The 24745-nt window shown below is 69.7% G+C and carries 19 protein-coding genes; 11 read left to right on the top strand and 8 right to left on the bottom strand.

Translation table 11 applies throughout. From position 1 onward, the window contains the following. Positions 1-58: 58 nt before the first annotated feature. Positions 59-1741, top strand: a complete 1683-nt coding sequence (locus tag CA12_RS02430; RefSeq protein ID WP_145357236.1) for an alkaline phosphatase — start codon at positions 59-61, stop codon at positions 1739-1741. 78 nt (positions 1742-1819) lie between these two features. Here the strand turns inward: CA12_RS02430 and CA12_RS02425 are convergent, their stop codons facing one another. Beyond that, entirely contained in the window at positions 1820-2266 is a 447-nt protein-coding gene (locus CA12_RS02425) for an SPW repeat domain-containing protein (protein ID WP_207622112.1), read from the bottom strand. Between the two features lie 251 nt (positions 2267-2517). Here CA12_RS02425 and CA12_RS02420 point away from each other — a divergent pair, with 251 nt between their 5' ends. Continuing rightward, a complete protein-coding gene (locus tag CA12_RS02420; RefSeq protein ID WP_145357234.1) occupies positions 2518-3408 on the top strand; it encodes an SDR family oxidoreductase in 891 nt (296 codons plus the stop codon). A gap of 21 nt (positions 3409-3429) precedes the next feature. Here the strand turns inward: CA12_RS02420 and CA12_RS02415 are convergent, their stop codons facing one another. Then, positions 3430-4731, bottom strand: coding sequence for a hypothetical protein (locus CA12_RS02415; RefSeq protein ID WP_145357232.1), 1302 nt, complete (start codon positions 4729-4731; stop codon positions 3430-3432). Between the two features lie 167 nt (positions 4732-4898). Here CA12_RS02415 and CA12_RS02410 point away from each other — a divergent pair, with 167 nt between their 5' ends. After that, positions 4899-5159: a DUF3565 domain-containing protein gene (locus CA12_RS02410; protein ID WP_145357230.1), complete on the top strand. Its 261-nt coding sequence runs from the start codon at positions 4899-4901 to the stop codon at positions 5157-5159. 62 nt (positions 5160-5221) lie between these two features. Here CA12_RS02410 and CA12_RS02405 read toward each other — a convergent pair whose 3' ends face one another. Next, positions 5222-6094: an ABC transporter ATP-binding protein gene (locus tag CA12_RS02405; protein ID WP_165700511.1), complete on the bottom strand. Its 873-nt coding sequence runs from the start codon at positions 6092-6094 to the stop codon at positions 5222-5224. Positions 6095-6300: 206 nt separating this feature from the next. Between CA12_RS02405 and CA12_RS02400 the strand changes: the two genes are divergently transcribed. The 3 genes from CA12_RS02400 to CA12_RS02390 all read left to right on the top strand — a co-directional run bounded on the left by CA12_RS02400 (position 6301) and on the right by CA12_RS02390 (position 12968). Then, the gene (locus tag CA12_RS02400; protein WP_145361253.1) at positions 6301-7197 is read left to right on the top strand and encodes a dienelactone hydrolase family protein; all 897 of its coding nucleotides are present in this window, start codon (positions 6301-6303) and stop codon (positions 7195-7197) included. A gap of 152 nt (positions 7198-7349) precedes the next feature. Next, complete coding sequence (locus tag CA12_RS02395; protein ID WP_145357226.1) at positions 7350-10904, top strand: alpha/beta hydrolase family protein; 3555 nt, start codon at positions 7350-7352, stop codon at positions 10902-10904. A gap of 84 nt (positions 10905-10988) precedes the next feature. After that, on the top strand, positions 10989-12968 hold the full coding sequence (locus CA12_RS02390; protein ID WP_145357224.1) for an FAD-dependent oxidoreductase: 1980 nt from the start codon (positions 10989-10991) through the stop codon (positions 12966-12968). A 12-nt stretch (positions 12969-12980) separates the two neighbouring features. Here the strand turns inward: CA12_RS02390 and CA12_RS02385 are convergent, their stop codons facing one another. After that, positions 12981-13481, bottom strand: a complete 501-nt coding sequence (locus CA12_RS02385; RefSeq protein ID WP_165700510.1) for an HD domain-containing protein — start codon at positions 13479-13481, stop codon at positions 12981-12983. Between the two features lie 624 nt (positions 13482-14105). On the opposite strand from CA12_RS02385, the gene CA12_RS02380 reads away from it, so the two are divergent. From CA12_RS02380 to CA12_RS02370, 3 genes are all read left to right on the top strand, one after another. Then, on the top strand, positions 14106-15146 hold the full coding sequence (locus CA12_RS02380) for a DUF1559 domain-containing protein (protein WP_165700925.1): 1041 nt from the start codon (positions 14106-14108) through the stop codon (positions 15144-15146). Positions 15147-15370: 224 nt separating this feature from the next. Continuing rightward, a complete protein-coding gene (locus tag CA12_RS02375) occupies positions 15371-15781 on the top strand; it encodes a carboxypeptidase-like regulatory domain-containing protein (RefSeq protein ID WP_145357216.1) in 411 nt (136 codons plus the stop codon). A gap of 179 nt (positions 15782-15960) precedes the next feature. Next, positions 15961-17259 carry an SAM-dependent methyltransferase gene (locus CA12_RS02370; RefSeq protein ID WP_145357214.1) on the top strand — a complete coding sequence of 433 codons (1299 nt, stop codon included), beginning with the start codon at positions 15961-15963 and terminating at the stop codon, positions 17257-17259. Positions 17260-17401: 142 nt separating this feature from the next. On the opposite strand, the gene CA12_RS02365 is transcribed toward CA12_RS02370, so the two are convergent. Both CA12_RS02365 and CA12_RS02360 read right to left on the bottom strand, forming a co-directional pair. Continuing rightward, entirely contained in the window at positions 17402-18550 is a 1149-nt protein-coding gene (locus CA12_RS02365) for a sialidase family protein (protein ID WP_145357212.1), read from the bottom strand. Between the two features lie 47 nt (positions 18551-18597). Beyond that, positions 18598-19812, bottom strand: a complete 1215-nt coding sequence (locus CA12_RS02360; RefSeq protein WP_145357210.1) for a right-handed parallel beta-helix repeat-containing protein — start codon at positions 19810-19812, stop codon at positions 18598-18600. Positions 19813-19960: 148 nt separating this feature from the next. Here CA12_RS02360 and CA12_RS02355 point away from each other — a divergent pair, with 148 nt between their 5' ends. Further along, complete coding sequence (locus tag CA12_RS02355; RefSeq protein ID WP_145357208.1) at positions 19961-21145, top strand: glycoside hydrolase family 71/99-like protein; 1185 nt, start codon at positions 19961-19963, stop codon at positions 21143-21145. A gap of 3 nt (positions 21146-21148) precedes the next feature. Here the strand turns inward: CA12_RS02355 and CA12_RS02350 are convergent, their stop codons facing one another. Next, positions 21149-21964 (bottom strand): phosphatase PAP2 family protein, encoded by an 816-nt coding sequence (locus tag CA12_RS02350; RefSeq protein ID WP_145357206.1) that lies wholly within the window; start codon positions 21962-21964, stop codon positions 21149-21151. A 255-nt stretch (positions 21965-22219) separates the two neighbouring features. On the opposite strand from CA12_RS02350, the gene CA12_RS02345 reads away from it, so the two are divergent. Then, a complete protein-coding gene (locus CA12_RS02345; RefSeq protein WP_145357205.1) occupies positions 22220-23539 on the top strand; it encodes a Gfo/Idh/MocA family protein in 1320 nt (439 codons plus the stop codon). Positions 23540-23551: 12 nt separating this feature from the next. Here CA12_RS02345 and CA12_RS02340 read toward each other — a convergent pair whose 3' ends face one another. Continuing rightward, complete coding sequence (locus CA12_RS02340) at positions 23552-24673, bottom strand: DUF6807 family protein (protein ID WP_145357204.1); 1122 nt, start codon at positions 24671-24673, stop codon at positions 23552-23554. Between the last annotated feature and the right edge of the window lie 72 nt (positions 24674-24745).

Raw genomic sequence — 24745 nt, 5'->3', positions numbered from 1 at the left:
GCGCCTCCTTGACGGTCCGCTTCGCACTCTTCCCGTCCCGGACGCTCGCCCGAGATTCATGACGAAATCCCGTTCAAATCGCCGCCCGTCGCTGTGGCTCCCGTTCGTCCTGCTGGCCTGCGGGGCGGTCGTCCCGGCGTCGGCGCCGGGCGGGGATGCGGTCCGCGAACTTCAGGAACGGGCGATTGAGGAGGGGGTCTCCCCGGCGGCCCACTGGGGCTGGCGGCCGGACACCTACACGCTGTGGGGGACGCACTCGAATCGGCTCATTCCCATCTATACCTACGGCACCGCGGGCGCCGGCGTGGACCTGGACGACTACACCGGCGCCAACAGCGCCTACCGGAGCGGGGAGAAGCTCATCCGCCTGTACGGCCGCCCGCCGGCGAACACCCTCAACCCGGAGGCGGAGTACCTCGATCAAACCAACGTCTTCGAGCTGCAACGGGCGGCCCTGCAGGCCGGGAAGAAGCACATTTTCCTGATCGTGTTCGACGGCATGGACTGGCAGACGACCCGGGCGGCGGCGATCTATAACACGCGCCGCATTCCGTACTCGTCCGGCCGCGGGACCGGCACCCACTTTCAGGAGTACGACGCGAACGGCACCAGCCAGTTCGGGTTCATGGTGACCAGCCCGCACAACGACGGGACCGACGTCGACGTGGACGCGCAACGCGTTCTCAACCCCGGCGGTGCGCTGGCGGGCGGCTACGACCCGGCCCGGGCCGGCGCCGACCCCTGGACGCCGGGGGAGGACCTCGAATACCTCGTCTCCGGCCCGAAGTTCTCGTCGAACCGGCACGCCTACACCGACTCCGCCTCCTCCGCGGTCAGCATGACGGCGGGGATCAAGACGTATAACAACGCCGTCAACGTCGACGCGGAGGGGCGCCGCGTCCGCACGATCGCCCACATGGCCCAGGAGCAGGGCCTCGCCGTCGGCGCCGTCTCCAGCGTGCCGATCAGCCACGCCACCCCGGCGGCGGCGTACGCCCATAACGTGCATCGCAACGACTATCAGGATCTGACCCGCGACCTGCTGGGGTTGCCCTCGATCAGCCACCCCGACCGCCCGCTGCCGGGACTCGACGTGCTGATCGGCGGCGGCTACGGCGCCGACCGCGATCAGGACTCCGGGCAGGGGGAGAACTACGTCCCCGGCAATTCCTACCTCGCCGCGGAGGACCGGCGGCAGGTCGACGTCGAGCACGGCGGCCGCTACGTCGTCGCGTACCGCACGCCCGGCGTGTCCGGCGCCGAACGATTAATGGAAGCGGCCGAACAGGCGGCGGCGGAGTCGCAGCGGCTGCTCGGCTTCTACGGCACGAAGACGGGGAAGGGCCACCTGCCGTTCCAGACCGCCGACGGCGGCTACGACCCGACCGCCGGCCGGACGAAAAAGGCCGAGGAATATTCCCCCGCGGATCTCTCCGAGAACCCGACCCTGGCCGACATGACCCGGGCCGCGTTGACGGTGCTCGAACGCGACCCGGAGGGGTTCTGGCTGATGGTGGAACCGGGCGACGTCGACTGGGCGAACCACGACAACAACCTGGACAACTCGATCGGCGCGGTGAACAGCGGCGACGCGGCCGTGAAGGTCGTCACCGACTGGGTCGAGCGTCACAGCAATTGGGAGGAGAGCGTGATGATCGTGACGGCCGATCACGGGCACTACCTCGTCCTCGACCGCCCCGAACTCCTCACACCGCAGCCCGAGGCCGCCGCAGCCGAGTAGCGGCGGGCGCAGCGAACGACGCCCGACCGCAAGCGGCCGGGCGTCGTCGGGTTCAATCGGAACTCCGCACGCGGCGGTTCAGATCCGGGCGGGACGCTGGGCGCCGGAATGGGACTCCGTGCCGGGGCGGGGGTCGGTGGGGACCGCCGCCGGGCTGCGGGTGTGCGTAAACAGGGCCGCGCCGATCTCCATGAGCCCGATCGCGACGAACGCCGCCCAAGTCCAGTCGCCGAAGGTCTCCGCGAAGCCGAATACCCACGGGGCGGCGATGAGGACGGCGCCCATGATTGCGTCGGCGGTGAGGTGCGCCGGCATCGGCACCGCCGGGAGCAGGCCGCCCTCGTAATTCGTCACCAAACTCAGCAGGGCCAAGCCGGCGCCCGCCGCCACGCAAACCGCCACCAACGCCCCGTAGCCCTCCCCGCGCTCCGTGGCGGCGAGGCCCAGCAACCAGGGCAGGGCGAATAGCAGGACGGCGGTGCCGTAGTCGGCAATTGCGTGTAAGCGGGTGGGGATGAAGCGCATTGCGGGGGCTCCGGGTTGGGGGCCGGTGGGGAGAGGGTTAAAACACGCTACGACCCGCCCCTCCGGCCGGGAACGGGGCGGCGGACCCGCCGTCGACCCGGTGCGTCCCCGTCGGTTTCGGCCCCCCCGCCCGGCCGCGGGAGCCCCCGACGGTTCTCGCCCTACCGGGCGATCGGTCTTCGTCCGGGGAGGGCCACGCGGCCGCCGGCTAACGTGGTCGGTCAGAGTGTTCCCCGACCTGCAGGCCCCCGATGTCCCGCCAGCCGACCGAGACCGACCCCCGCGAGATGGGCCCCAAGCCGCCGTTCCCCGCCCAGGAACAGCAGCCCGTCGGCAGCGAACGCAAGATGGAGCCGGAGCCGGATTACGGCGAACTCTCCTACCACGGCTACGGCCGGATGAAGGGGAAGGTCGCGTTAATTACCGGCGGGGACAGCGGCATCGGCCGGGCCGTCGCCCTGGCCTTCGTCCGCGAGGGGGCCGACGTGCTGATCTCCTACCTCGACGAGCACGACGACGCGAAAAAGACCGTCGAAGTCTGCGAAAAAGAGGAGGGCCGCCGCTGCGTCGCCGTGCCCGGCGACCTGGCCGACCCGGCCCACTGCGAGGCGCTGGTCGACCGCTGCATTAGCGAGTTCGGCGGACTGGACGTGCTGGTCAACAACGCCGCTTATCAGATGACCTTCGGCAGCATTAAAGAGGTCACCGCGGAGGAGTTGGAGAAGACCTATCGCACGAACGTCTTCGCGATGTTCCACCTGTCCAAGAAGGCGTTGGAACACATCCCGCCGGGAGGGGCGATCATTAATACGACCAGCATCCAGGCCTATCAGCCCTCCGCGCCGCTGATCCCGTACAGTACCACGAAGGGGGCGATCTTGACGTTCACCAAGGCCCTCGCCGAGGAGGCGATCAAACAGGGGGTGCGGGTGAACGCGGTCGCCCCGGGGCCGGTCTGGACGCCGTTGATCCCCTATTCCTTCCCCGGCGAGCACGTGGCGGAGTTCGGGGGCGACACGCCGATCGGCCGGCCCGCCCAGCCGGCGGAACTGGCCCCGGCTTACGTGTTCCTCGCCACGCCGGACAGCAGCTACATCATCGGCGAACGCATCGCCGTGACCGGCGGCAAACCCCTGCCGTGAGGGCGTCGCCCGTTCCCGCCGCTATTCCAGCGCCGCGAACTCCGGCTTGGTCTCGGTCAGGATCTCCCGCAACGCCCGGTGATCCGCGGGCGTCAGTCGCGGATAATCTTCCGCGGCTGCCCCGCCTTGGAGAATGGACTTTAACTTTGTCAGGACTCGGCCCCGCACCACGTCCGGCAGTCCGTCGAACGCCGCCGAGTGGATTAGATAGCTGCACGGGTGACGGAACAGCCGCGTGTCGAGGTCGAAGTCGCGCAGCGACCGCCCCTGCGAATCGCGGACGCCGCGGGCCTGAAACTCGGTGGTAAAGGCGCTCGTGCCGGCGACGGGGGAGGTCAGCGGGAACTCGTCGCGGAACAGGAGATACTCCAGCACGCGATCGGCCGCGGCGTCGATGCGGCGCTCGCTGGTGGGGCTGAGATAATCGGCCGGGCGGTCCAGCGCCTCGTTCATCACCTGCGACTGGTGGAGCGCCCGCCGCGTTTCATAATTCGCCCAGGCGAGGGCGTTGTGCATCTGGGTTTGATGCTCCAACACCATCAACGCGACGAGGTCGCTGTGCGGGGTGAGGTAGGGCGTGGTGGCGACGCGGCCCTCCAGCGAGGTCACGTTGGCGCCGGCCTCACGGTCCACGTCGCCCTCCCGCCGTTGGTACAAAGCGTTGCCCATGTGCCGCATGTCGCCGTGCGTGCCGGTGACGTACCAGCCGCCCCAGCGCTCCTCGAACGGGCTGGCGTGGTCGGTCGTGAAGGTCCCGCTGCCGAACTCCGGCTGCCCGCCCGCACTCACGAAGACGCTGCGCACCAGATACCCGGGCACGTCCTGCGTGCGGGTGGAGGCGTGACAGGTCAGGCAGTGGCCGCGGTCCCGAACCAGCCGCGGCGGTTCGGCCGCGGATTGCTCCAGCGTATAGAAGGTCGCGCCCTGCTGCGCGTCGGTGGCCGCCAGTTCGAGGACCCCGCCGCCCTGGCAGAACCCGACGTATACGTCATCGTTAAAATAGAGGGCGCGCGGCGTCCGCGGGGAGATCAGGTTCCGCTGCATGCTGGTCTTGGAGAAGACCAGCGTCTGCGAACTCTCCGGCACGTCCAGCGCCGTGAGCAGCCCTTTCAGGTACCCGTGCTCCGCGTCGAACGTCAGTTCAATTTCGCCGGCCTCGAGCTGCCGGGACAATCGCGCGACCGGGTCGTCGACCTCCGCGGTCTCGTAACTGATGGGCGGGCCGCTGTAGTCGTCACGCTGCGCCGTCGCCGCCGGCGTGACGAAGGCGACCGCCAGGACCGCGGCCCAGTACGTCCGAGAAGTCCAGGAGCGACGGGACATGGAGTGACCGAAAGAACGTGCCGGAGGCCGGGGACCGCGTCTCGAAAACGCGCTCCCCACGGTACGGCGCCGAAACGTGCATGTCCAAGTGCAGATTGGGCGGGGGCCGTTGTTCGGGGGACGCCAGGCCGTTGCCGGGGGCGAACGCCTCTCCCTACCGTGGCCCCATGCGGCAAGCGATCACCGGCTACCACCTGGACGACGCGGGGCACTGGGTCGCGCAGCTCGCCTGCGGCCACAACCAGCATGTGCGGCACGACCCGCCCTGGACGGTTCGGGACTGGGTGACGACCCGACAGGGGCGACGCGAGATGCGGGGACATCGCCTCGACTGCCCGAAATGCGACCGCCACGCCCCCGCCACGCCCCCGCCGACGACCGACCGGCCGACGAGAGCGAACCACGCTGAGGCGTCGCGTCGGCTGTGAGCCCGGAGCGCAAGCTCCGGCCGTGCGTTCAGACGCCGACACGCCGATCCCTCCCGGAGAACTCAGGTCCCGACCGCCGCGCGGGCGCCGGCCCAGGGGTTGGCGGCGACCTGGACCCAGTAGCGGCCGTGGTCGTGGCTCACCCGCACGTCGCAGCCGAACGCGGCGGAGAGGGCGTCGTTCTGCAACACCTCGGCCGGCGGGCCGTCGTGGGTGAGGCGGCCGGCCTGCATCAGCCAGACGCGCTCGGCGTCGCCGGGGATCTCCTCCACATGATGCGTGATGAGCAGAATCGTCGGCCGCGGCCGGGCGGCCCGCAGGTCGGCCAGGGCGGCGAGCAACTGCTCCCGGCCGGGCAGGTCCAGCCCGGCGGTGGGCTCGTCGAGGATCACCAGTTCCGGCTTCGTCACCAGCGCCCGGGCCAGCACCGCCCGCCGCTGCTCCCCGGTGGAGAGCTTTAGTAAGGGGTGAGAAAGCCGGTGGCCCAGCCCGACGATTCGCAGCAGCTCGGCGGCGGCGTCCCGCTGCTCTTCGGTGGGTTTTTCGAACTGGCTGACCGTGGCGAAGAAGCCGGTGCAGACCGCCGAGACCGCGTCCAGCCGGGCGTCGACGATCGCCCCGGTCCGCCGCAGCTCCCCGGGGCCGAGGTCCGTGGCGCCGTTGACCACGCCGATCCGTCGCCGCAACTTGCGGAGTTCCGTGCGGCCGAGGCGTTCGCCCAGCACGTGCACGACGCCCTCCGAGGGCCACATCTGCCCCAGCATCACGCGGCTGAGGGTCGTCTTCCCGGAGCCGTTCGCCCCCAGCAGGGCGACCGTCTCGCCGCCGCCGATCCGGCCGCTCACGCCGTCGAGGATCAGCGTGCCGCCGCGGTGCAGGGTGACGTTCTCGAATTGAATCGCGGGCGGGGCGGCGGGGCGGGTGGCGTCGGACATGCGGGCGGCGGCGGGGGGACGGAGCGGGCCAGGCAGTGTTCCCGCCCCGCCGCCGCGACGCGAGGGCGGCGCGGAGGGCGGAGCGGAGGGACGCATTGGCGGCGGCCCCCCGATAGGCTGACGGCGTTCCCGTCCCCGCGTTCGCTCCCGGAGCCGCCGTCGTGTCCGCCGATCCCGCCGCGTCCGAGTCCCCCGTCGATCCCGCCGTGCGGCCGCCGGCCAGCGCCTACGACCAGCGGTTGCTGGACCTCTACGACGATCTCGCCCACAGCCGTATCGACCGCCGCACCTTCACCCGCAGGGCGGCGGCGTTCGTGGCGGCGGGCGTCGGCACCGAGGCCCTGCTGAATGCCCTCGCCCCCAACTACGCCCTCGCCCAGCAGGTCAAACCGGACGACCCGCGCATTCAAACGGAGTACGTCACCTACAAATCGCCGAAGGGCGGCGGCGAGATCCGCGGCCTGCTGGCGATGCCGGCCGGCGAGGCCGAGGCGAAGTTTCCGGCCGTGCTGGTGATCCACGAAAACCGCGGGTTGAACCCGTATATTGAGGACGTGGCCCGGCGGTTGGCGGTCGCGGGGTGCGTGGCGTTGGCCCCGGACGCCCTCACCCCGTTGGGCGGCTACCCCGGCAACGACGACGAGGGCCGGACGATGCAGCAGAAGCGCGACGGCGAGGAGATGACCGAGGACTTCATCGCCGGCGCCCAGTGGCTCGACTCGCATGCCCGCTCGACCGGCAAGGTGGGCGTGGTGGGCTTCTGCTTCGGCGGGGGCATGGCGAACACGCTGGCGGTCCGCATTCCGAAGGTGATCGACGCCGCCGTGCCCTACTACGGCCGTCAGCCGGACGCGGCGGACGTCTCCAAGATCGACGCCGCAATTCAGATTCATAACGCCGCCCTCGACGAACGCATCCTCGCCGGCGCCCCGGCCTACGAGGCGGCATTGAAGAAAGCCGGCGTGCCCTTCGAAACGTACGTCTACGAGGGCGCCAACCACGGCTTTCATAACGACACCACCCCCCGCTACGACGCCGAGGACGCCAAGCTCGCCTGGGAGCGGACGATCGCTTTCTTCAACAAGCACCTGAAGGCGGGGTGAGTTCCCGAACCGCCCCGCCGCCCGTGGTGCGGCGGGGCTGGCGTCGCGGTCGGTCGGTTCGACGGACCGCCGGAGCGACGTTCTTTACCATCAATAAATCCCGCGGCCGGCGATCCGTGCCTGCCAGTCCGCGACGATTCTCAGGGATACAAATGCATTTGGTCGTTTCCCGCCTGCTTCTCCTCGCGTTCGCGTCGGTCGCGCCCGCCGCGGCGGCGTTCGACGATCGGGCGCCGACGGACACCCTGCCGCCGCTGACCGACGGCCGGGCGCCCGCGAACTTCGAGGAAATGTGGGCCGGATTCGATCCCCTGGCCGAACCGCTGGAGGTCGAAACGCTGCGGGAGTGGGAGGAGGACGGCGTCGCGATGAAGGTGGTGCGGTTTCGCATCGGCGTATTCAAAGGGGAGAAGGCGACGCTCGCCGCGGTGTACGGCGCCCCGGCCGATCTGGCGGAGGGCAAGAGGGTCCCCGGCCTGGTCCAGATCCACGGCGGCGGACAATTCGCGGACGAGAACGCCTGCCTGACGAACGCCCGCCGCGGCTACGCGACCGTCTCGATCGCCTGGGCGGGGCGGATCTCCGCCAAGGATTATCGCGTGGGACCGGACGAGGTGCGATTGTTCTGGGACGGGAAGACGGACGACCCGGCCTATCGAGTCACGACCGATTGGGGCGCCGTCGACGGCTACCACGCCCCCGGCCGCAACCCGCGCAACGCCTTCCCCAGCGCTCAACCGGCGGCCTGGACGCTGGACGCGGTCGAATCGCCGCGGAACAGCGGGTGGTTCCTCGCCGCGATCGCCGCCCGCCGGGCGCTGACGTATTTAGAGAGCCGCCCCGAGGTCGACGCCGACCGCCTCGGCGTCTACGGCCATTCCATGGGCGGGAAACTCACGGTGATGACCGCCGTCGACGACCGCGTGAAGGCCGCGGCGCCCTCCTGCGGGGGGATCAGCGATCGGGACAACGACAGCCCGCTATTCCGAGCCACGTTGGGCGACGACGTGAGTTTAAAACACGTCGATTGTCCGATCGTTTTTCTCAGCCCGTCGAACGACTTTCACGGCCGCATCGGCGATCTGCCGCGGGCGATCTCGGAGATCGCCTCGGAGGAATGGCGGGCGACCTGCTCGCCGCACCGCAACCACCAGGACGCCCCGGAATACGAAGTCGCCACGCAATTGTGGTTCGATCAGCATCTCAAGGGCACGTTCGTCACGCCGGAAACGCCGCGGACGACCCTCGACCTCACGGCCGCCGACGGGACGCCGACGCTGACCGTCGAGCCGGACCGCTCGCGGCGGATCCTCGCGGTCGACGTGTATTACACGCAGGACGGCAAGCCGGACGAGACGCCCGCGGATCGGGACGACGTGGTGCATCGCTACTGGCGACACGCCGACGCGGTCGAAATCGACGGCCGCTGGACGGCCTCGCTGCCGCTCGCCTCGACGGACGCCCCGCTGTGGGCGTACGCCAACGTGCTGTACGCCCTGGACGAGCCCGTGACCGGCGCCGGGTACTACTACAGGACGTACACGACCGACCGCTTCAACCTGTCGTCGCTGTTGACCGTCGCCTCGCCGAAGGATCTCCGGGAGAACGGCGTGCGGCCGGCGCTGACCCGCCCCGCGACCTCCGGGCCGGTCGTGATCGAGACGTTCGAACCGGGCTGGGAGCGGGCGTGGTTCACGAACACGCCCGAACGGTGGGGCCGCACCACGAATAAAATCTCGGACGAGTTCTATGCGGCGCCGGCGGGCGGGCGGCTAGCCGTCGACGTGCAGTCCGAGCAGGCGAACGAGTTAGTGATCCGGCTCGACGACTATGTCGCCGTCGTCCCGGTCCGCCCGACCGACGGCGGGTGGCGGACGGTATCGCTGTCGCCGGAAGAGTTCCAGAACTTCGACGGCGAACCGCGAACCGACTGGGGCGGCGTTAGGCAGTTAACGCTCAGCGAGGCGGAGCGATTGCGAGGCTCCCGCGGCGACGCCCGGCCGTCCCGCGTCGTCGGCGGTTCCTGGCAGGGGCCGCCGCGCTTCCGCGATCTGCGTTGGGAGCCGCCGCAGGTCGCCGCGGACCCCGCGCCGCCGACGGACGGCGCCGCATTGCTGGACGTGTTCCCGCCGCCGACGGCGACCGTGGCTCCGGACCGCCGCGGCGAAACGCAGTTGATCGAGGCGTTCACGCCCACCGACCCGGCCCTCTGGGACGAGCGGCTCGACGAGCGGGCGGTCTTCCATCTGGAGATGCGGCACGACCAGCGGCCGGAGAATTCGTTCCGTCTGCGGCTCGGCCGCGGCGGCCAGATTTATTCCTTGCAGGGGCCGTTCGGGGAAAGCATGCCGCCGTCCTGGCGGGCGCCGGGCGGTAAGCTGTCGCCCTGGAACGACGAGGTCTGGCAGTTCGTCGCCGTTTGCACGCGCTATAACGGCCTCGCCGCGGTCGAGAAGGCCGGCCCTGTCCCGCCCGCCTTCGCCCGGGCGCTGCGGGACAGCGGGTACGAGGACACGTTTTTTATTCACAACTCCGGGGCGTACGTCCCCGGGGAGGCGACCTCGCTGTATTGCCCGCTGCTCGCGTCGGACTACGACGAAGCGACGGGGACCGCCCGGATGTTGAACTGGGGGCTCGTGCCGCAGCTCAAGACGATTCACCGCTCGCCGCTGTTGTATTACACGCAGGTCCGCGACGCGGGCGACGGCGTGATCGAGCTGACCTGGGTCGTCCATCACTTCGGGGACCGGGAGGACGTGGTGTTCGACCACCTGAACGCTCCCTGGGGCGGCACGCGGGTCAGCAGTCTGCCGGTGCGGCGCGTCAGTTCGCCGACGGGCGAACTGCTTCAACGGGAGGGCCTCCTGAGCGAACACGGCACGATCGACGTGCGGAAAACCGGCGGCTGGAACCTCTCCAGCGCCTCCGAGGCCGCCGACAGCCCCAGTCTGGCACTGGTGTTCGGACGCGATAAACACCTCGAAGCGGAGCTCGCCCGCCGCGACGCCGGCGAACCGTACGTTCAATTCAAACACTCGCTGTACCGCGACTGGCGCGCCAGCGAACCGCTTTATCGAACGCAGTGGCAGGACTGGGCCGAGCGTCCTGCCAACTCGTTCCGCAATTACGACGTGTGCGAGATCATCCCGAAACTGCGCATCGTGCCGGACTCGACGATCTGGTTCCGCAGCTATCTGGTCGTCGGCCCGAGCGCCGAGGCGCAGCGCCGGGCCGCCGAATTGGTGCCGCACGTGGATTACGGCCTGCTGCAATTCCCGCGGGCGTCGACGGCTCTGCGATCCGTCTCCCTGCCGAGCGCTGGCGACGCCCCCGCGGCGTCGTTCGAACTCTATTCCAAACCGGTTCCCGGCTCTCGACCGGTGTTTCTCATTCGGAACCGGCAGACGAACGAGGAAGCGGTCACCGCCGATCCCTACCTGTTCGTTAAGTCCGAACCGCTGGCACTCGACCTGCCGGCGGAGCACCCCCATGCGGATTACTTCGCCGAGGTCCGCGGCCTCTCGCTGGCGGAACGTCGGAGCGACTGGCGCGCCCTGTTGGGGTACGCCCTGCTGGAACCGCCGGAGGAACCGGGTTGGCAGCCGCTGTCCCAGGCCCTCCGGGGCGGCCGGTTCCCGGCCGCGGAGGGGCGTCATCGCGAGTTATGGGTGCGCCTCGACGGGGACGGCGAATCGTCGCCTCGTTAAGATTGAGGACGCAACCGCGCTCCGTGGCCTAGACCGTGGCCGCGGCGGGAGTCGCTGTCGATTTGCCGAATTCTTGAGACGACCATGATCCGTTCGCTCGCACTGGTCCTCCTGTGTTCGCTGGCGTCGTCCCCGCTGGCCCGGGGGGCGGCATTCGCCCAGGATCCGCCGGAGCGTCGGCCCGGTGCCGTCCCGGCCGAGCGGGAGACGATCGAGACGGACATTTGCATTTACGCCGCCACGCCCTCGGGCATTCTGGCCGCGTTAGCGGTGGAGCGGGCTGGGAAGGACGTGCTGATCGTCTCGCCCAACCCCTACGCCGGCGGCATTCTGGGGGCGGGGCTCAAGCCGATGCAGGACTGCCCCAACTACGCCGCCACCGGCGGCATGACGCGGGACTTATTAAAGACGCTGGGCCGCCTGGACCCCGCCTGCGAACGGCCGAAGACGCACTCCGAGGAGACCGCCGCCATCCGGGCCGACTTTCAGAAGCTGATCGACGAGGCGGGGATTCCCGTGCGGTTCGAATATCGCGTGGGCTCCGTCACGAAAGAGGACGGCCGCATCCGCAGCGTGACGTTCGATTACGCCCCCTTCGACGAACTCGCCTGTCCCCCCGCCGAGGCGGAGCGGGCGGGGGCGCTGACGGTCCGGGCGAAGGTCTTCATCGACGCCGGCTACGACGGCGAACTGCTGGCCCGGGCGGGCGTGTCCTACCGCGTCGGCCGGGAGCCGGAGGAGGCCTTCGACGAACGGTACGCCGGCGTCCAGCCGCCGATGGAGCAGGCCCCGATCGACCCCTTCGTCACCCCCGGCGACCCGGGCAGCGGGCTGCTCAAATGGGTCGAGGACGACCACGGCAAGCCCGTCGGCGCCGGCGACCAGTACACCCAGGCGTACAATTATCGGTACTACACCACCGACGATCCAAAGCACCGTCTGCCGATCACGCCGCCGGCGGATTATTCGCCGCAGGATTTCGAACTGGTCGGTCGGTACGTCGCGTATCTGAGCGAGACGACGCAGGACCCGGACGACCTCCGTGACAACCTAGTGGGCATCTTCCCCGGCTGGAAGAACTCCGGCGAGTGGAACTATCAGCGGTCCAGCCTGTTCTCGATGGCCCCGGTGGGCGTCAGCTACCTCTACGCCGACGGCGATTACGCGGAGAAGGCCCGCGTCTGGAAGCTGCACCAGGATTATCTCCGCGGGCTGCATCACTTTATGTCGACCGACCCCCGCGTGCCGGAGTCGTACCGCAAGGAAGTGCACGCCCTCGGCCTCGACGGCCGGGCTCACCCGGAGACGCACGGCTGGCCGCACGAGCTTTATGTGCGCATCGCCCGGCGCCTGAAGGGTCGCTACACGATCACGGCGCACGACGTCTATAACCGCACCGAAGTCGACGACCCGATCGCCTTGGCCCAGTACGGCATCGACACCTACCCGGCCCGCCGCATCTGGGGGAAAAAGGACGGCGAAACGTGGGTCGGCATCGAGGGCAAAATGTTCCTCGGGGGGAATAAGGGGCCGACGAACGTGCCCTATCCGGTGCCCTATCGGGCGATCACGCCGGAGCGGGCGGAGTGCGAGAACCTGCTGGTGCCGGTCTGCTTCTCCGCGACGCACCTCGGCTACGCCTCGGCCCGGATGGAGCCGGTCTTTATGATGTGCGGGGAGTCCGCGGGGATCGCTGCCGTGCAGGCGATCGAGCAGGGACGGGCCGTGCAGGAAATCGATCTGCCCGCGCTGCTCGCCGCCCTGCGGGAAGCCGGCCAGAAGCTGACCTGGGACCCGGCGGTGGACGTGCCCTCCAACGCCGGCGGGGGCTATTCGTTCAGCAACCTGCTGCGGGAATGCGACGACTCCGGCGACGAACTCGTCTCCCGGGCGGAGTGGGAGGCCGCCAAGCCCGACTGGAAGTGGCTGTTCCCCCACATCGACAAGAATGGCGACGGCCTGCTCGACGGGGGGGAGTACGCCGCGCTGCAGAAGTTTAAGAAGGAGAACCTCGACTGGGCGATTCTGCTGCGGCAGACGGCCGACAAGGCCCCGGCGCCCTGAGGCCCGCGGCCCTCAGCCGAGGGCGGGCGAACCGTCGGCCATGCGGCGGCGGTACGCCGCCTCGTCAATTCGCTCCGTGAGGAACTGATAGGCGAGGGCGTATTTCCGCATCCGGGCGAGGTCCTTTTCCTCCCGGCCCTCCCGCAGCATCGTACGGCTTTGCAGGGTGTTGTCGTGCAGGTCCGCCAGCTTGACCCGCCGGGCGATCGGGTCGGCGGCGCAGCCGACGACGTAGTCGGCGTAGGTTTGATCCGGCCCGTGCGTGACGAGCTTCAGCGCGGCGAGAATCCGCTCCGAAAACCCCTCCGCACGCAGGTCGTCGAAGGTCACGTCGCTGTCCTCCACCACGTCGTGCAGCACGGCGACGATCTGGGCGTCCAGGTCGTTCGGGTCCGCCTCCGCGACGCGGCTCGTCACCCGCAGGGCGTGGGTGAGATACGGGCGGCCCTCCTTGTCCCGCTGGCCGGCGTGGGCGCGGGCGGCGATCTCGACGGCTTTTTCGAAGGCGGCCATGCGGGGCGATCTTCGGCGGAGGGTGAGAAGAGAGAGCTGGGGCGAGCGTCCCGGCGTCATAATACCGACGCCGACCCGCCGGCGGGGGCATAACGCCTTGCGAACTGGACGGCCTGCGAAACGCCCCGCCCCGTGCCGCGGATCACTCGCCGGGCGGCGGTTTCTCTGTCAGATTCAGCATCGCCTCCGCCATCGCGTTGCCGATGCGAGAGAACCAGATCGTGCTGCCGAGGTCTTGGCAGGGATGTCCGGGCCGCGACCCGTTCCCACGCCTGTGCGTGGTCCCGCCACACGGGGGACCGGGTCTTACGCGCTTTCTCCGCCAGCAGTTCGTCCGCACCGCGTGGGCGGCGCACCGGATCCGCCCCTGCGTCGGCACGCTCATTGACGCGGCGATGGGAGGATTTGCCGGCCACTGGGATTTTGCCGGTCGAGGATCGCCCGGGCCGTCGAAAATCGGCGAAGAACGGAAGACGCATCAAAATTGACTTTGGTATGCGGGGGCCAGTTTGTTACCGTCGATTCCGATTCCGTCGCTCACTCCCCTCCGCATTCAGCGGTTCGACGAACCAATCACTGCTCAACCACTTCTGGTCGCGTAGCCCTTCTCCCGATCGCTCACTCATGCCTTCAAAATCTGACTTCCGCCCGTGCGGCTCCGTGCGGCTCCGGCGGGGCTTTACCCTGATCGAACTGCTGGTGGTGATCGCGATCATTGCGATCCTGGTCAGCCTGCTGCTGCCGGCCGTGCAGCAGGCCCGCGAGGCGGCCCGTCGCAGCCAGTGCCACAATAACCTGAAGCAACTCGCGCTGGGCTGCCATAATTACGCGGGAACCTTCAAGATGTTACCGTTGAATTACGGTACGGACAACGTCTGGGCCGATCCGGCCCCGACGAACGCTCACAGCGTCAGCTGGATGGTGGGGGTTCTGCCGTATATCGATCAGGAGAACGTCTACGAGGCGATCGACTTCAACTTTGAGGCGACGAACGATCCTCGCACCGGGCCGGACTTCAACAATCCGAACGTGCCCAGCAACGCGATGGTCGCCAGAACGATCATCCCCACGTTCCGTTGCCCCAGCGACGGGGTCTCGACGGACCTGATGACGGGGCGGGCGAACCGCGCCGGAGACAAAAATATCGCCGTCAATAACTACAAAGGCGTGTGTGGGTCGAACTGGGCCTGGGGCAGCTTCCAGGTCAGGACCGGCGCGCTCGGGTTCGGCCGCGCGAACGACACCGGCGGCAACGGGCTGGATCGCGGGAACGGCCCAATTATTCGAGGACACGGCTTCCCCAGCGTCACCACGTTCGCCCAGATCGAAGACGGTCTGACCAACGTGATGCTGATCGGGGAGGCCATTCCCGCGTACTGCACGCACTCCCAGTGGTTCTTCTTCAACGGTTCCACCGCGACCACCGCGATTCCTTTGAACGCGAGGGCCCAGTGTTCGGCGGCCACCACGGGATCGGCCTCTACCGACTTGAAAGCCTGCGCCGGTGATTGGCCAAATAACTACTCCTTCATGAGCCAGCACGCCGGCGGCGGCAACTTCGCCATGTCCGACGGCAGCGTTCAGTTCGTCTCCGAAACGATCGACCTGGAGACCTATCGGCGTCTGGGCAACATGATGGACGGTCAGGTTACGGAGTTTCCGTAATCCGATCTCTCGGCGTGCTTTGCCCGCACGAAGTCGTTTTTTCGCCCAGGCGCAGAGCAGAGAGGGGCCGTCGGCCCGGCGCCGCGAGCCGAGGGCGTGTCGCGGGTCTCCCGGGACGCGCTCTCCGGGGGGGCGATCTGGACTCCTTCGCTGATCGACGTCGCCCAAAGTCTGGGCGCTTCACGAGAATTTCTCATCATCAAAACTCCGTTCCGGAGAGACGTATGTCAGACTTGAAGAGGTTTCTGCTGGTCGCCGCGGCGGCTTTTCTGGCAGGATGCGGCGATTCGAAGATCCCAGTTTCCGGGACGGTCACTCACAAGGGCGCACCGCTTCCGAACGTCAAGGTACTGATGGTGCCCAAGGACGGCCGGGTGGCGACTGCGATCACCGGGGCCGACGGGGCGTTCTCCAGCGTGACGACCGAATCGCCGAGCGACGGGGCATTGCCCGGCGATTATGCGGTCGCCGTGACCCCCGTCAGCACATACAACGAGAATCCAACCTCCGCCGACGACTACGCGTCGCCCCCGCCGCCGCCGTTTCCCGCGAAATACCTGAACGAGCGCACCTCCGGGCTGAGCGTTACCGTGGAGCCGGGAATGTCTCCGGTGCCTCTGGACCTGACGGATTGATCCCTGCGGAACGCCGGGGCGACTCGTTCCCCCGCCGTCTCCGGTGGGCAACGACCAGCCGCCCGGCTTGCGGGGCGGGGCTGAGGCTCGGCGTCCGCCGTCCCGATCCGCGGTGGGCGCGGCGGCCGGGGTTCCCTATAGACTGTCGCCCCCTCACAGAACGCGTCGCCGCCCCGCCGATGTTCCCGCTCTCCCACCTGCTCAGCCGGTTCGTTCAGGCCGGGACCCTCACCGTCTTCGACGCCGAAGGCCGCGAACACGTGTTCGGCGGCAAGGAGCCGGGGCCGCTCGTCGCTTTCCGGCTGCACGACCGCAAACTCTATCGCACGCTGTTCCTCAAGGCCGACCCGGGGCTGGGCGAAGCCTATATGGACGGGACCCTCACCTTCGGCGGCCGCGACGGCGGCCCCGGCCCCAACGGCGAGGCGGCGGGCGCCGAGGGCCTGCGGGACTTCCTGCGGCTGTTCAACGTCAACCGCTTCGCCTTCGTCGGTCACCCCCTGCAGAGCGTCCTCAAACGGGCCTCCAAGGCGGTCAAGAAGGTCACCCAATATAACCCGGTCGGCAAGGCCCAGCAGAACGTCGCCCACCACTACGACCTCTCCCGGGAGCTGTACGAACTGTTCCTCGACGAGGACCTGCAATACAGCTGCGCCCTGTTCGCCCACGAGGGGCAGTCGCTAGAGGACGCCCAGCGGAACAAAAAGCGGCACCTCGCCGCCAAGCTCGCCCTTGCCCCCGGCCAGCGGGTCCTGGACATCGGCTGCGGGTGGGGCGGGCTGGCCCTCTATCTGGCGAAGGAGCACGACGTGCACGTCACGGGGGTGACGCTGTCCGTCGAGCAGCACCGCGTCGCCTGCGAGCGGGCGGAGAAGCTCGGCCTGAGCGACAAGGTCGAGTTCCTCCTGAAGGACTACCGCGAACTGGACGGGCCGTTCGACCGCATCGTCTCGGTGGGGATGTTCGAACACGTCGGCGTGGGCCACTACGAAGAATTCTTCGCCAAGGTAAAGAGCCTGCTGACGCCCGACGGGGCGGCGGTGGTGCATTCAATCGGCCGTTGCACCCCGCCCAGCAGCACCGGACCGTGGCTGCGCAAATATATTTTCCCGGGCGGCTATTCGCCGTCGCTCTCGGAGGTGTTCACCCACACCGAACAGGCCCGGCTGTGGGTCACCGACGTGGAGATCCTGCGGCTGCACTACGCCAAAACGCTGCGAGCCTGGGCGGAACGCTTCGCCGCGAACCGGGGGCGGGTCGCGGAGCTGTACGACGAACGCTTCTGCCGGATGTGGGAGTTTTATCTCATCTGCTGCGAGATGGCCTTCGCGGAGGGCAACGCCCTGGTGTTCCAGATGCAACTCGCCCGGGACCGGGCCGCCCTCCCGCTGACCCGGGACTATATGTACGCCGGCGACGCCTCCGCGGCGGGAGCCGGGACGCACGAGGACGACGAGGCGGTCCGCCTCGCCGCCTGAAAAGCGGGCTTCAAAACCTCATCGCACACCAACCCGAAGCGTCAGCGAGGGCGTTCCGCCCTGCGGGCAGGGCGGCGCCTGCGGCCCTCGCTGACGCTTCGGGTTGGTGTGGGGTCCGGCTTTGAACCCGTCGGCGCCGTCGTCAATCGGCGACCTGAAACGTCGTCCAGCGGACGGCGTCGTAGGGCGACTTGTCCCCCGCTTCATACAGCAGCCCGACGCGGCCGCCGCCGAGATCGACCAGCGCCGAATAGGCCGACGGTCCGGCCGCGACCACGCTGCGGCGGTCCCACCGGGGCAGTGAATCGTCCTTGCCCGCGAGCGAACCGACCGGGGCGGAGAACACGCTGAGGCCCCGCCGCGGGCCGGGGTCGGGGATGAGGGAGAGCAGCACGCGACCGCCGGCGACTGCCAGCCCCGCCTGGCAGGGCGGGCCGTCGAGTTCGGACCGGGCGGCCTCGGCGGGCCACGTGGTCCCGCCGTCGGTGGAGCGGGCGAACAGCCGGCGGCCGCCGGACTGGTCGCGGATCGACATCAACAGGTCGCCGTCCGGCAGCACCGCGAGGGTCGTCTCGTTCGCTCCGTTCGGGCCGATCGGGGCGGTGCGGGACCATGTGGCGCCGCCGTCGTCGGAATAGATCACATGCGCCTGGTATCCCGGGCTGCCGTTCGCCGGGTCGGAGTGGTTCGCCGAGACGACCAGCCGGCCGCTCGGCAGCACGACGCCGGCGCTGCCCGGGCCGGTGGCGTACCACCGCCAGTCGTCGGCACGGACCTCCTCGCTGATCTCCCGGGGCGGGGCCCAGGTCATGCCGTCGATCGTCAGCCGTGTGTAAAAGGTCCGCCGCGGCGGCGCCTCGCCGGAGAGCACGCGGCGTTCGTGGTCGGTCGCGCCGCTCGTCGTATAGATCAGGTGCACCACGCCCCGCGGCGGGTCGGGCAGGAACACCGGATTCCCGGCGGTGCCGTCGCCGTTCTCCGCGGTGACTTTGGAGGGAGACCAGGTCGCCCCGCCGTCGGCGCTGGTGCGGAGGACGGACCGAATTTCTCCGGAGTCCGACAGCGTCGCCCGTTCTTCGCAGGCCGCCAGCAGCAGCCCGTGGTCGGAGCCGTCGTCGTACCGACAGACCGCCGGGATGCGATACGCCAACTCGCCCGTCGTCCACAGATCGAGCGGGGCGGCGAGGTTCGTGAACGCCGGCGCCGACGGGGCGGGCGGCGCGGCGACGGCCGTCGCCGCGAACAGCAGCATCGCGACCGGGCCGGCGGAAGGACGGAGGAATTGAAGCATGGCGAGTCAGTGGCGGGGCGGGAAGAAACGGGCGGGACAGGCGGTCGTCACTCGGTCGCGTCGGCGGCGTCGGCGTCGGCCGGCGGGTCGAAGATCGCGTTCCCCTCCATCACCACGTCCTGCGGGGCGGCGCCGCGGAGGTCGATCGCGGGGGCGCTCAGGCCGCTGAACAGGTTGCCGACGACGACCAACTCCTTCGGCGACGTCGCCACCATCCCGCCGGCGATGCGGTCGTTCGGCAAGCGCTTCACCTGGCCGTCGCCGATGTGGCTGTCGGAGAAGTTATTGGCGGCGACGGTGATCCGTCCGCTGTTCTCGCCGATCCGCAGGGCGTCGCCCTGCATGATGGTAAAGGTGTTGGCGCTGACGGCGCAGCCATGGGCGTCGATCAGATCCACGCCGGCGCCGTTGTGGGCGATCACGTTCGCGGAGACCGTAATGCCGTAGCAGTCCCGATCCAGCACGACCGCGGCGGCGGCGCATTCCTCGATCATATTGCCGCTCAGCACGCTGCCGTAGGTGTTTTCGATGACGACGCCCCGGCCAAGGTGGTCGTCGAGGTTGTTGCCGGTCATGCAGAGATTAAACCCGTCCGTACAGAGGACGGCGTCCCGGTTCTCCTCGAAATGATTGGCGGAGACGACGATGTCATGACAGCCGATGAGATTCAGCCCCGCGGCCTTGTTATAGGTGATGAGGCAGTCGGCAACGCGGGGGTCCTCGTAGCAATTGTCCAGCCGCACGCCGTCGTCGCCGTGCTCGGAGACGGTCAGACCGTGCAGATAGATTTCGTTGATTCGCACCGCGAGCACGCCGGGGCCGCTGGCCGGGTTGCCGGTGACGCGGAAGTCCGTCAATTCCACCCGCCAGAGCTTGTCGGCGTTCTTGACCTGCGCCCCGTCCGGGTGGGAGAGCAGCAGGGCCGGTTCGCCGCTTTGATTGTCGTTGATGATATGCGTCGCCGGGCCGGCGCCGACGATGCGGACGTCGCCGCGTTCCAGCCGCAGGGGTTTTTCGAGATGAAACTCGCCGGGGGGCAGCCGCACGACGCCGCCCTCCGCCGGCAGGGCGTCGAACGCGGCCTGGAGGGAGGAATAATTGACCGCCAGAATCTCCGCCCGGGCGCCGGGCAGGGCGGGGCCGGCTTCGAGGACGGGGGGATCGTCGGCCCCGACCGCCGGTTCGATCCGGGCGCCGGGGAGGGCGAAGGCGGCGACGGTGGCCAGCGAGAGGGCGGCGGCGAGCGGCGGCGAGAGCGACATGACGGCGGCCTGAAGATCGGGCGAAACGAGCGACCGTGCATCCTGCCGCCCCGCCGCTCCGCCGCAACCGCGGCCGGAGCGGAGCCCCGGCCGGGCGCCGCTAAGATGCCCGCGTTCGCCCCGCCGCCGTTCGCGTCTTCAATTTCTCATGTCCGCATCGCTCCTCGCCGTCCTGTTGCTGGCAACCGGCGGGGAGGCCGCGGAGCGGGTGGACGCCTCCACGCTGACAGGTCGCACGCTGTGCGGCTATCAGGGGTGGTTCCGCTGTCCCGACGACCCGGCCGGCCGCGGCTGGCGGCACTGGAGCCGGGACCGGGACCGGCTCTCGCCCCGCTCGCTGACCGTCGAGATGTGGCCGGAGACGGGGGAATATCCCGTCACCTATCCCGCCCCCGGTTTTGAACATCCGAACGGGGAGCCGGCGCGATTATTCAGTTGCGCGGACGAAAGCGCGGTCGACCTGCACTTTCAATGGATGCGGGAGCACGGCCTGGATGGCGTGTTCGCCCAACGGTTTCTTGTCGAATTGAACGACCCCTCGCAGGACCTCGTCCTGAAGCACGTCCGCACCGCGGCGGAGCGGCACGGGCGGATTTACGCCGTCTGCTACGACCTCACCGGCGCGCCGCCGGGGGAGATTTACGACCGGCTGACCGCCGACTGGCGGCGGCAGGTGAACGTCGAAGGCCTGACGGCGGACCGGCAGTATTTGAAGCACCGCGGCCGGCCGGTGGTGTTCCTGTGGGGGCTGTATCCGGAGCGGTTCGACGCGGCGCTGACGCATCGGCTGCTCGATTTCTTTCAGGAGGACGGCCCGTATGCGGCGACGGTCGTCGGCGGCGTCCAGTGGCAGTGGCGGACCGTGGAGGACCCGGGCTGGGCGGCGGCGTTTCGGCGATTAGACGTCATTTCGCCCTGGAACGTCGGGAATATGTCGGTGGACGCCGAGGGCGTCCGCTGGGCGGCGACGGGCAGTTGGAAACAGGACCTCGAAGCGGCGACGGCGGCCGGGGCGGACTTTCTGCCGGTGATTTATCCGGGGTTCTCCTGGACGAACCTGAAAGGCCCGGCGGCCGCGGCGGACGCCCTGCCGCGACGGGGCGGGGCGGTCTTCCGCCGGCAGTTCGAGGACGCCGCGGCCCTCGGCCTGACGGGGGCCTATGTGGCGATGTTCGACGAGGTGGACGAGGCGACGGCGATCTTCAAAACCTCCCCGGACCCGCCCACCGCGGCCCCGTTCCTCCCCGCCGACGGCCCCCCGGACCGCTACCTCAAACTCACCGCCGAAGGCGCCCGCCTGCTGCGACGAACCGACCGGCCGCCCGGCGAGTGACGCTCAACCCTTCATGCCGGAACCGGCTTCGTTCGACCGGGCGCCGTCGGCCGTCGGGCCGGTCTTGTCCGCCAGGATGACGTCCTCGTCCGCTTCTTCCTCGTCCAGGTCGACGTGGGGGGAGCGGTCGATCCAGCGGAGGGCCAGCCAGCTGGCGGCGGCCCAGGTGGCGCCGAACGTCCAGCCGGCCAGCACGTCCGTGGGCCAGTGCACGCCCAGATAGACCCGGCTGGAACCGATCAGCAGGGTGAGCAGCGTCGCTCCCAGCACGAAGGAGATCTTGCCCTTTTTCGTAGGCTGGGCCCGGGCCGCCAGCCAGCCCAGGGTGAGGAACACCACCGCGGACATCGCCGAGTGCCCGCTAGGAAAACTGCGGGTGAACACCTGCGTTTCGTGCGGGACGAGGTCCGGCCGGGGGCGGTCGAAACCGACCTTCATCAGCCAACTGACGAGCGTGCCGAGGACGATCGCCACGAGCGTCGCCGCCGCCAGCTTGCGCCGGCCGATCATCGCCAGGTGCCCCAGCGCCGCGATCGAGAACAGCGACAGAACCGCGACGCTGCCGATCGCGGTCACGTCCCGGGCCATCTCCTCGAACCAGTGCGGGCCGATCGGGTCGGCGTGGTCGTCGGGATTGCGGAGGGCCAGCAGCACGGTGCGGTCGACCGCGGTGCTTTCGCCGTCGGTCACGGCGTCCGCCAGTTCAATGAACCCGAACGTGCCGGCCCCCACGCCCAACACCAGCAGCACGGTGGCGAGTTCGTGCAGGAACACCCAGCGGACGGCTCGGAACCACGTGACTCGCAGGCGTTTCCACATGATTCAGGCGGCTCCGGAACGATTCGGGGCGGAGCAGGTTAGCCGACCGACGCCGCGACGCGCAGCGACCGAACGTCACGGGGGCCGGCCCCAGCTTCGCTTGATCCCCGGCCGGTTCGCCGTCGCCGGGGCGGAGGATCGCGAAGGCCCGGCGCCTCCGGGAGCGGGCGACGGCGTGCGGCGAATTCCGTACGGTCGGGAGCGGCGCCCGCCGCCCCCTCAGCTCCTCGCTCCCTCCGTTCGCCCGCCGGTCCGATGACGCCGCCGCTCTCCCGCCGCCAGTTCGTGCAAACCTCCTCCGCGGCGGCCGCCGGCGCGTCGCTGGCCGTCCCCGCGGCGGCCCGGGACGAGGGAGATGCGGCCTCCCCCGGCGACCGGCCGGTGCGGGTCGCGGTGATGGGGCTGGGGCGCGGCCTATCGCTGGCGAAGACGTTCTCCGGGCTGCCGAACGTAACGGTCGCCGCGCTGTGCGACGTGGACGCCGGTCGGCTCAACCGGGCGATGAAGGAGGTGACGGCCCTGTCCGGCGCCGCCCCGAGTTCCGCGACGGACGTGCGGGAGGTCCTCGCCGACCCGTCGATCGACGCCCTGCTGGTCGCGGCGCCGAACTTCTGGCACACCCCCGCCGCCCTGCTGGCCCTGGAGGCCGGCAAGCACGTCTATGTGGAGAAGCCCTGTTCCCACACCCCCGCCGAGGGGGAACGGCTGGAGGCCGCCGCGAAGAGGACCGGACTGTGCGTGCAGCACGGCACGCAGCGCCGCAGCGCCCCGCTGATTCTCGAAGGGATGGACCTGGTCCGCGGCGGGGAGATCGGCGACGTCTATCTGGCCCGCGGCTGGTACGCCAACGGCCGCGGCCCGGTGAACCTGGACGCCCCGACCGAGCCGCCGCCCTCGCTGGACTACGACCTGTGGCAGGGGCCGGTCCCGCGGGCGCCGTACCGTGCCGGGATGATCCCCTATAACTGGCACTGGTTCTGGGACTACGGCAACGGCGAGCTGGGGAACAACGGCGTGCACGCCCTGGACTTGGCCCGGTGGGGGTTGGACGCGGAGTTCCCGGACTCCGTCGTCTGCACGGCCGGCCGCTACGCCTGGGACGACGACCAGCAGACCCCGGACACCGCCCAGTGCGCCTGGACCTTCCCCGGCGGCAAGCAGATGACGTGGGAGGGCCTGTCCTGCAACAAACTCGGGCTGATGGGCGACGGCTTCGGCGTGACGTTCCACGGCACGAACGGTTCGGTGCAGCTGACCTCCGGCGGCTACCGGTCGTTCGACCGGCAGGGCAAGGAGACCCATCGCAGCGCCAACTCGGACTTCGGCGAGATGGAAGCCGCCCACGCCGCGAACTTCGTCGCCGCGATCCGGGCGGACGATCCCGGCCTGCTGCACGCCCCGGCGGACGTCGCTCACCGCAGCACGCTGCCCTGCCACCTCGGCAACATCGCCCACCGGGTCGGCCGCCGGCTGACCTGCGACCCGGCCACCGGACGCATCCTCCACGACGAGGAGGCGTCGGCCCTGTGGGACCGCGAGTACGCCGAGGGTTGGAACCCCGCCCGGCCGGCCTGACCGCCGCTCCGATCAGTCGCCCGGTTCGCCGTCTCCTTGACGGACGATCTCGAAGGCTGTGTGCGGTCGGGAGGACTTGCGGACCCCCAGCGGCGGACGGGCGAGGAACGCCTCGTACCGGGCCGCGGCGACCTCCGCCGCGTAGGGGCCGGGATGCGCGTGCAACAGGTATCGCAGGGCGAGCGGCTCCTCCGCGCTGACTTCGCGGGGCGCCTCCCGGCAGAGCGACGGGCCGATCCAACCGTCCGCCCGCACGTGCCAGCGGACCGGTTCCCCTTCGACCGGTTCGCCGCCGGTCTCGTCGCCTTCCGCAACGCCGGCGGCGCGGTTGGCGGGGTGATCGAACACGGTCAGGCCGTGAGGTTCGAACCGGAAGGCCTCGCCTTGGCCGACGGGCACGGGGCCGCTGTAGTCCACCCAGCGGGCGGCGTTGCCGAAGATCGCCGGCTCCCCCGTGCGGCCGGCGTCGTCGGTGAGTCGGCCGGCGCCGAAATGTTCGGACAGGCTCTCGGCGACCCGCACGCCGAGCAGCCCGAAGTTCGTCTGCCCCAGCGTGACCGGCCCGTCGTTGCCGGGCCCGTCGTCGCCCGGCCGGAGGGTGAGGTGCAGTTCCAACTCGTAGCCGTCCGCCAGCGTGGCTCCGAGGGGACGCAGGGCGGCGACGAGGTCCTGCGTCAGCGCCGTACGGCCGTCGGCGCCGACCCAGGCGAGGCGGCAGGCCATGCGGCCCTCGCCGCGCCCGCTTTCCAGGGCGAGCCAGTCGGTCTGCCGAACCGTGACGGCCGGGTCGTCCTCCCAGAAGTTCCGGCCGTTCACGTCCTGGTGGGCGAACCAGACGCCGCGGTGATGGCTGTGGTTGGGGGCGCCCGGGTGCCCCATCCGCACCAGCGAGCCGGCGGCTGGGGCGTCGGTCGGCGCCGTCAGGGGGTAGAAGGACGCCCGCCCGATCGTCGTGCCCGTGTGCCAGCGGGTCGCCTCCACGCCGTTCACCCGAAACGACACCGCCTCCCCCGGCAGCGGTTCAAGCTGCACGTACGCCGCGGAGGGGTCGGCGACCTGCGGGGCGTCCCCCGGATCGTCAACGGGGGCCGGCGGGCCGGCGAGGACGGCGGCGACCAGGAGGACGGCGTGCATCGGGAACTCGCAAAGCGAAACGGGACGGGGCAGGGTGCCGCGCCCCGCTCCCGCCCCGCAACCGCCGCCGCG

It is taken from the genome of Alienimonas californiensis, assembly GCF_007743815.1.
Taxonomy (GTDB): domain Bacteria; phylum Planctomycetota; class Planctomycetia; order Planctomycetales; family Planctomycetaceae; genus Alienimonas; species Alienimonas californiensis.
The sequence above is the reverse complement of the archived record's forward strand: the minus strand, read 5'-3'. Positions and strand labels throughout refer to the sequence as shown.

Bases quoted from the DNA above. Each gene is read 5' to 3' on its own strand.
- CA12_RS02385 (WP_165700510.1), bottom strand. From the start codon at position 13,481: ATGGCCGCCTTCGAAAAAGCCGTCGAGATCGCCGCCCGCGCCCACGCC.
- CA12_RS02355 (WP_145357208.1), top strand. From the start codon at position 19,961: ATGTCCGCATCGCTCCTCGCCGTCCTGTTGCTGGCAACCGGCGGGGAG.
- CA12_RS02365 (WP_145357212.1), bottom strand. From the start codon at position 18,550: ATGCTTCAATTCCTCCGTCCTTCCGCCGGCCCGGTCGCGATGCTGCTG.
- CA12_RS02425 (WP_207622112.1), bottom strand. From the start codon at position 2,266: ATGCGCTTCATCCCCACCCGCTTACACGCAATTGCCGACTACGGCACC.
- CA12_RS02430 (WP_145357236.1), top strand. From the start codon at position 59: ATGACGAAATCCCGTTCAAATCGCCGCCCGTCGCTGTGGCTCCCGTTC.
- CA12_RS02405 (WP_165700511.1), bottom strand. From the start codon at position 6,094: ATGTCCGACGCCACCCGCCCCGCCGCCCCGCCCGCGATTCAATTCGAG.
- CA12_RS02390 (WP_145357224.1), top strand. From the start codon at position 10,989: ATGATCCGTTCGCTCGCACTGGTCCTCCTGTGTTCGCTGGCGTCGTCC.
- CA12_RS02345 (WP_145357205.1), top strand. From the start codon at position 22,220: ATGACGCCGCCGCTCTCCCGCCGCCAGTTCGTGCAAACCTCCTCCGCG.
- CA12_RS02375 (WP_145357216.1), top strand. From the start codon at position 15,371: ATGTCAGACTTGAAGAGGTTTCTGCTGGTCGCCGCGGCGGCTTTTCTG.
- CA12_RS02420 (WP_145357234.1), top strand. From the start codon at position 2,518: ATGTCCCGCCAGCCGACCGAGACCGACCCCCGCGAGATGGGCCCCAAG.
- CA12_RS02380 (WP_165700925.1), top strand. From the start codon at position 14,106: ATGCCTTCAAAATCTGACTTCCGCCCGTGCGGCTCCGTGCGGCTCCGG.
- CA12_RS02340 (WP_145357204.1), bottom strand. From the start codon at position 24,673: ATGCACGCCGTCCTCCTGGTCGCCGCCGTCCTCGCCGGCCCGCCGGCC.
- CA12_RS02350 (WP_145357206.1), bottom strand. From the start codon at position 21,964: ATGTGGAAACGCCTGCGAGTCACGTGGTTCCGAGCCGTCCGCTGGGTG.
- CA12_RS02415 (WP_145357232.1), bottom strand. From the start codon at position 4,731: ATGTCCCGTCGCTCCTGGACTTCTCGGACGTACTGGGCCGCGGTCCTG.
- CA12_RS02395 (WP_145357226.1), top strand. From the start codon at position 7,350: ATGCATTTGGTCGTTTCCCGCCTGCTTCTCCTCGCGTTCGCGTCGGTC.
- CA12_RS02360 (WP_145357210.1), bottom strand. From the start codon at position 19,812: ATGTCGCTCTCGCCGCCGCTCGCCGCCGCCCTCTCGCTGGCCACCGTC.
- CA12_RS02370 (WP_145357214.1), top strand. From the start codon at position 15,961: ATGTTCCCGCTCTCCCACCTGCTCAGCCGGTTCGTTCAGGCCGGGACC.
- CA12_RS02410 (WP_145357230.1), top strand. From the start codon at position 4,899: ATGCGGCAAGCGATCACCGGCTACCACCTGGACGACGCGGGGCACTGG.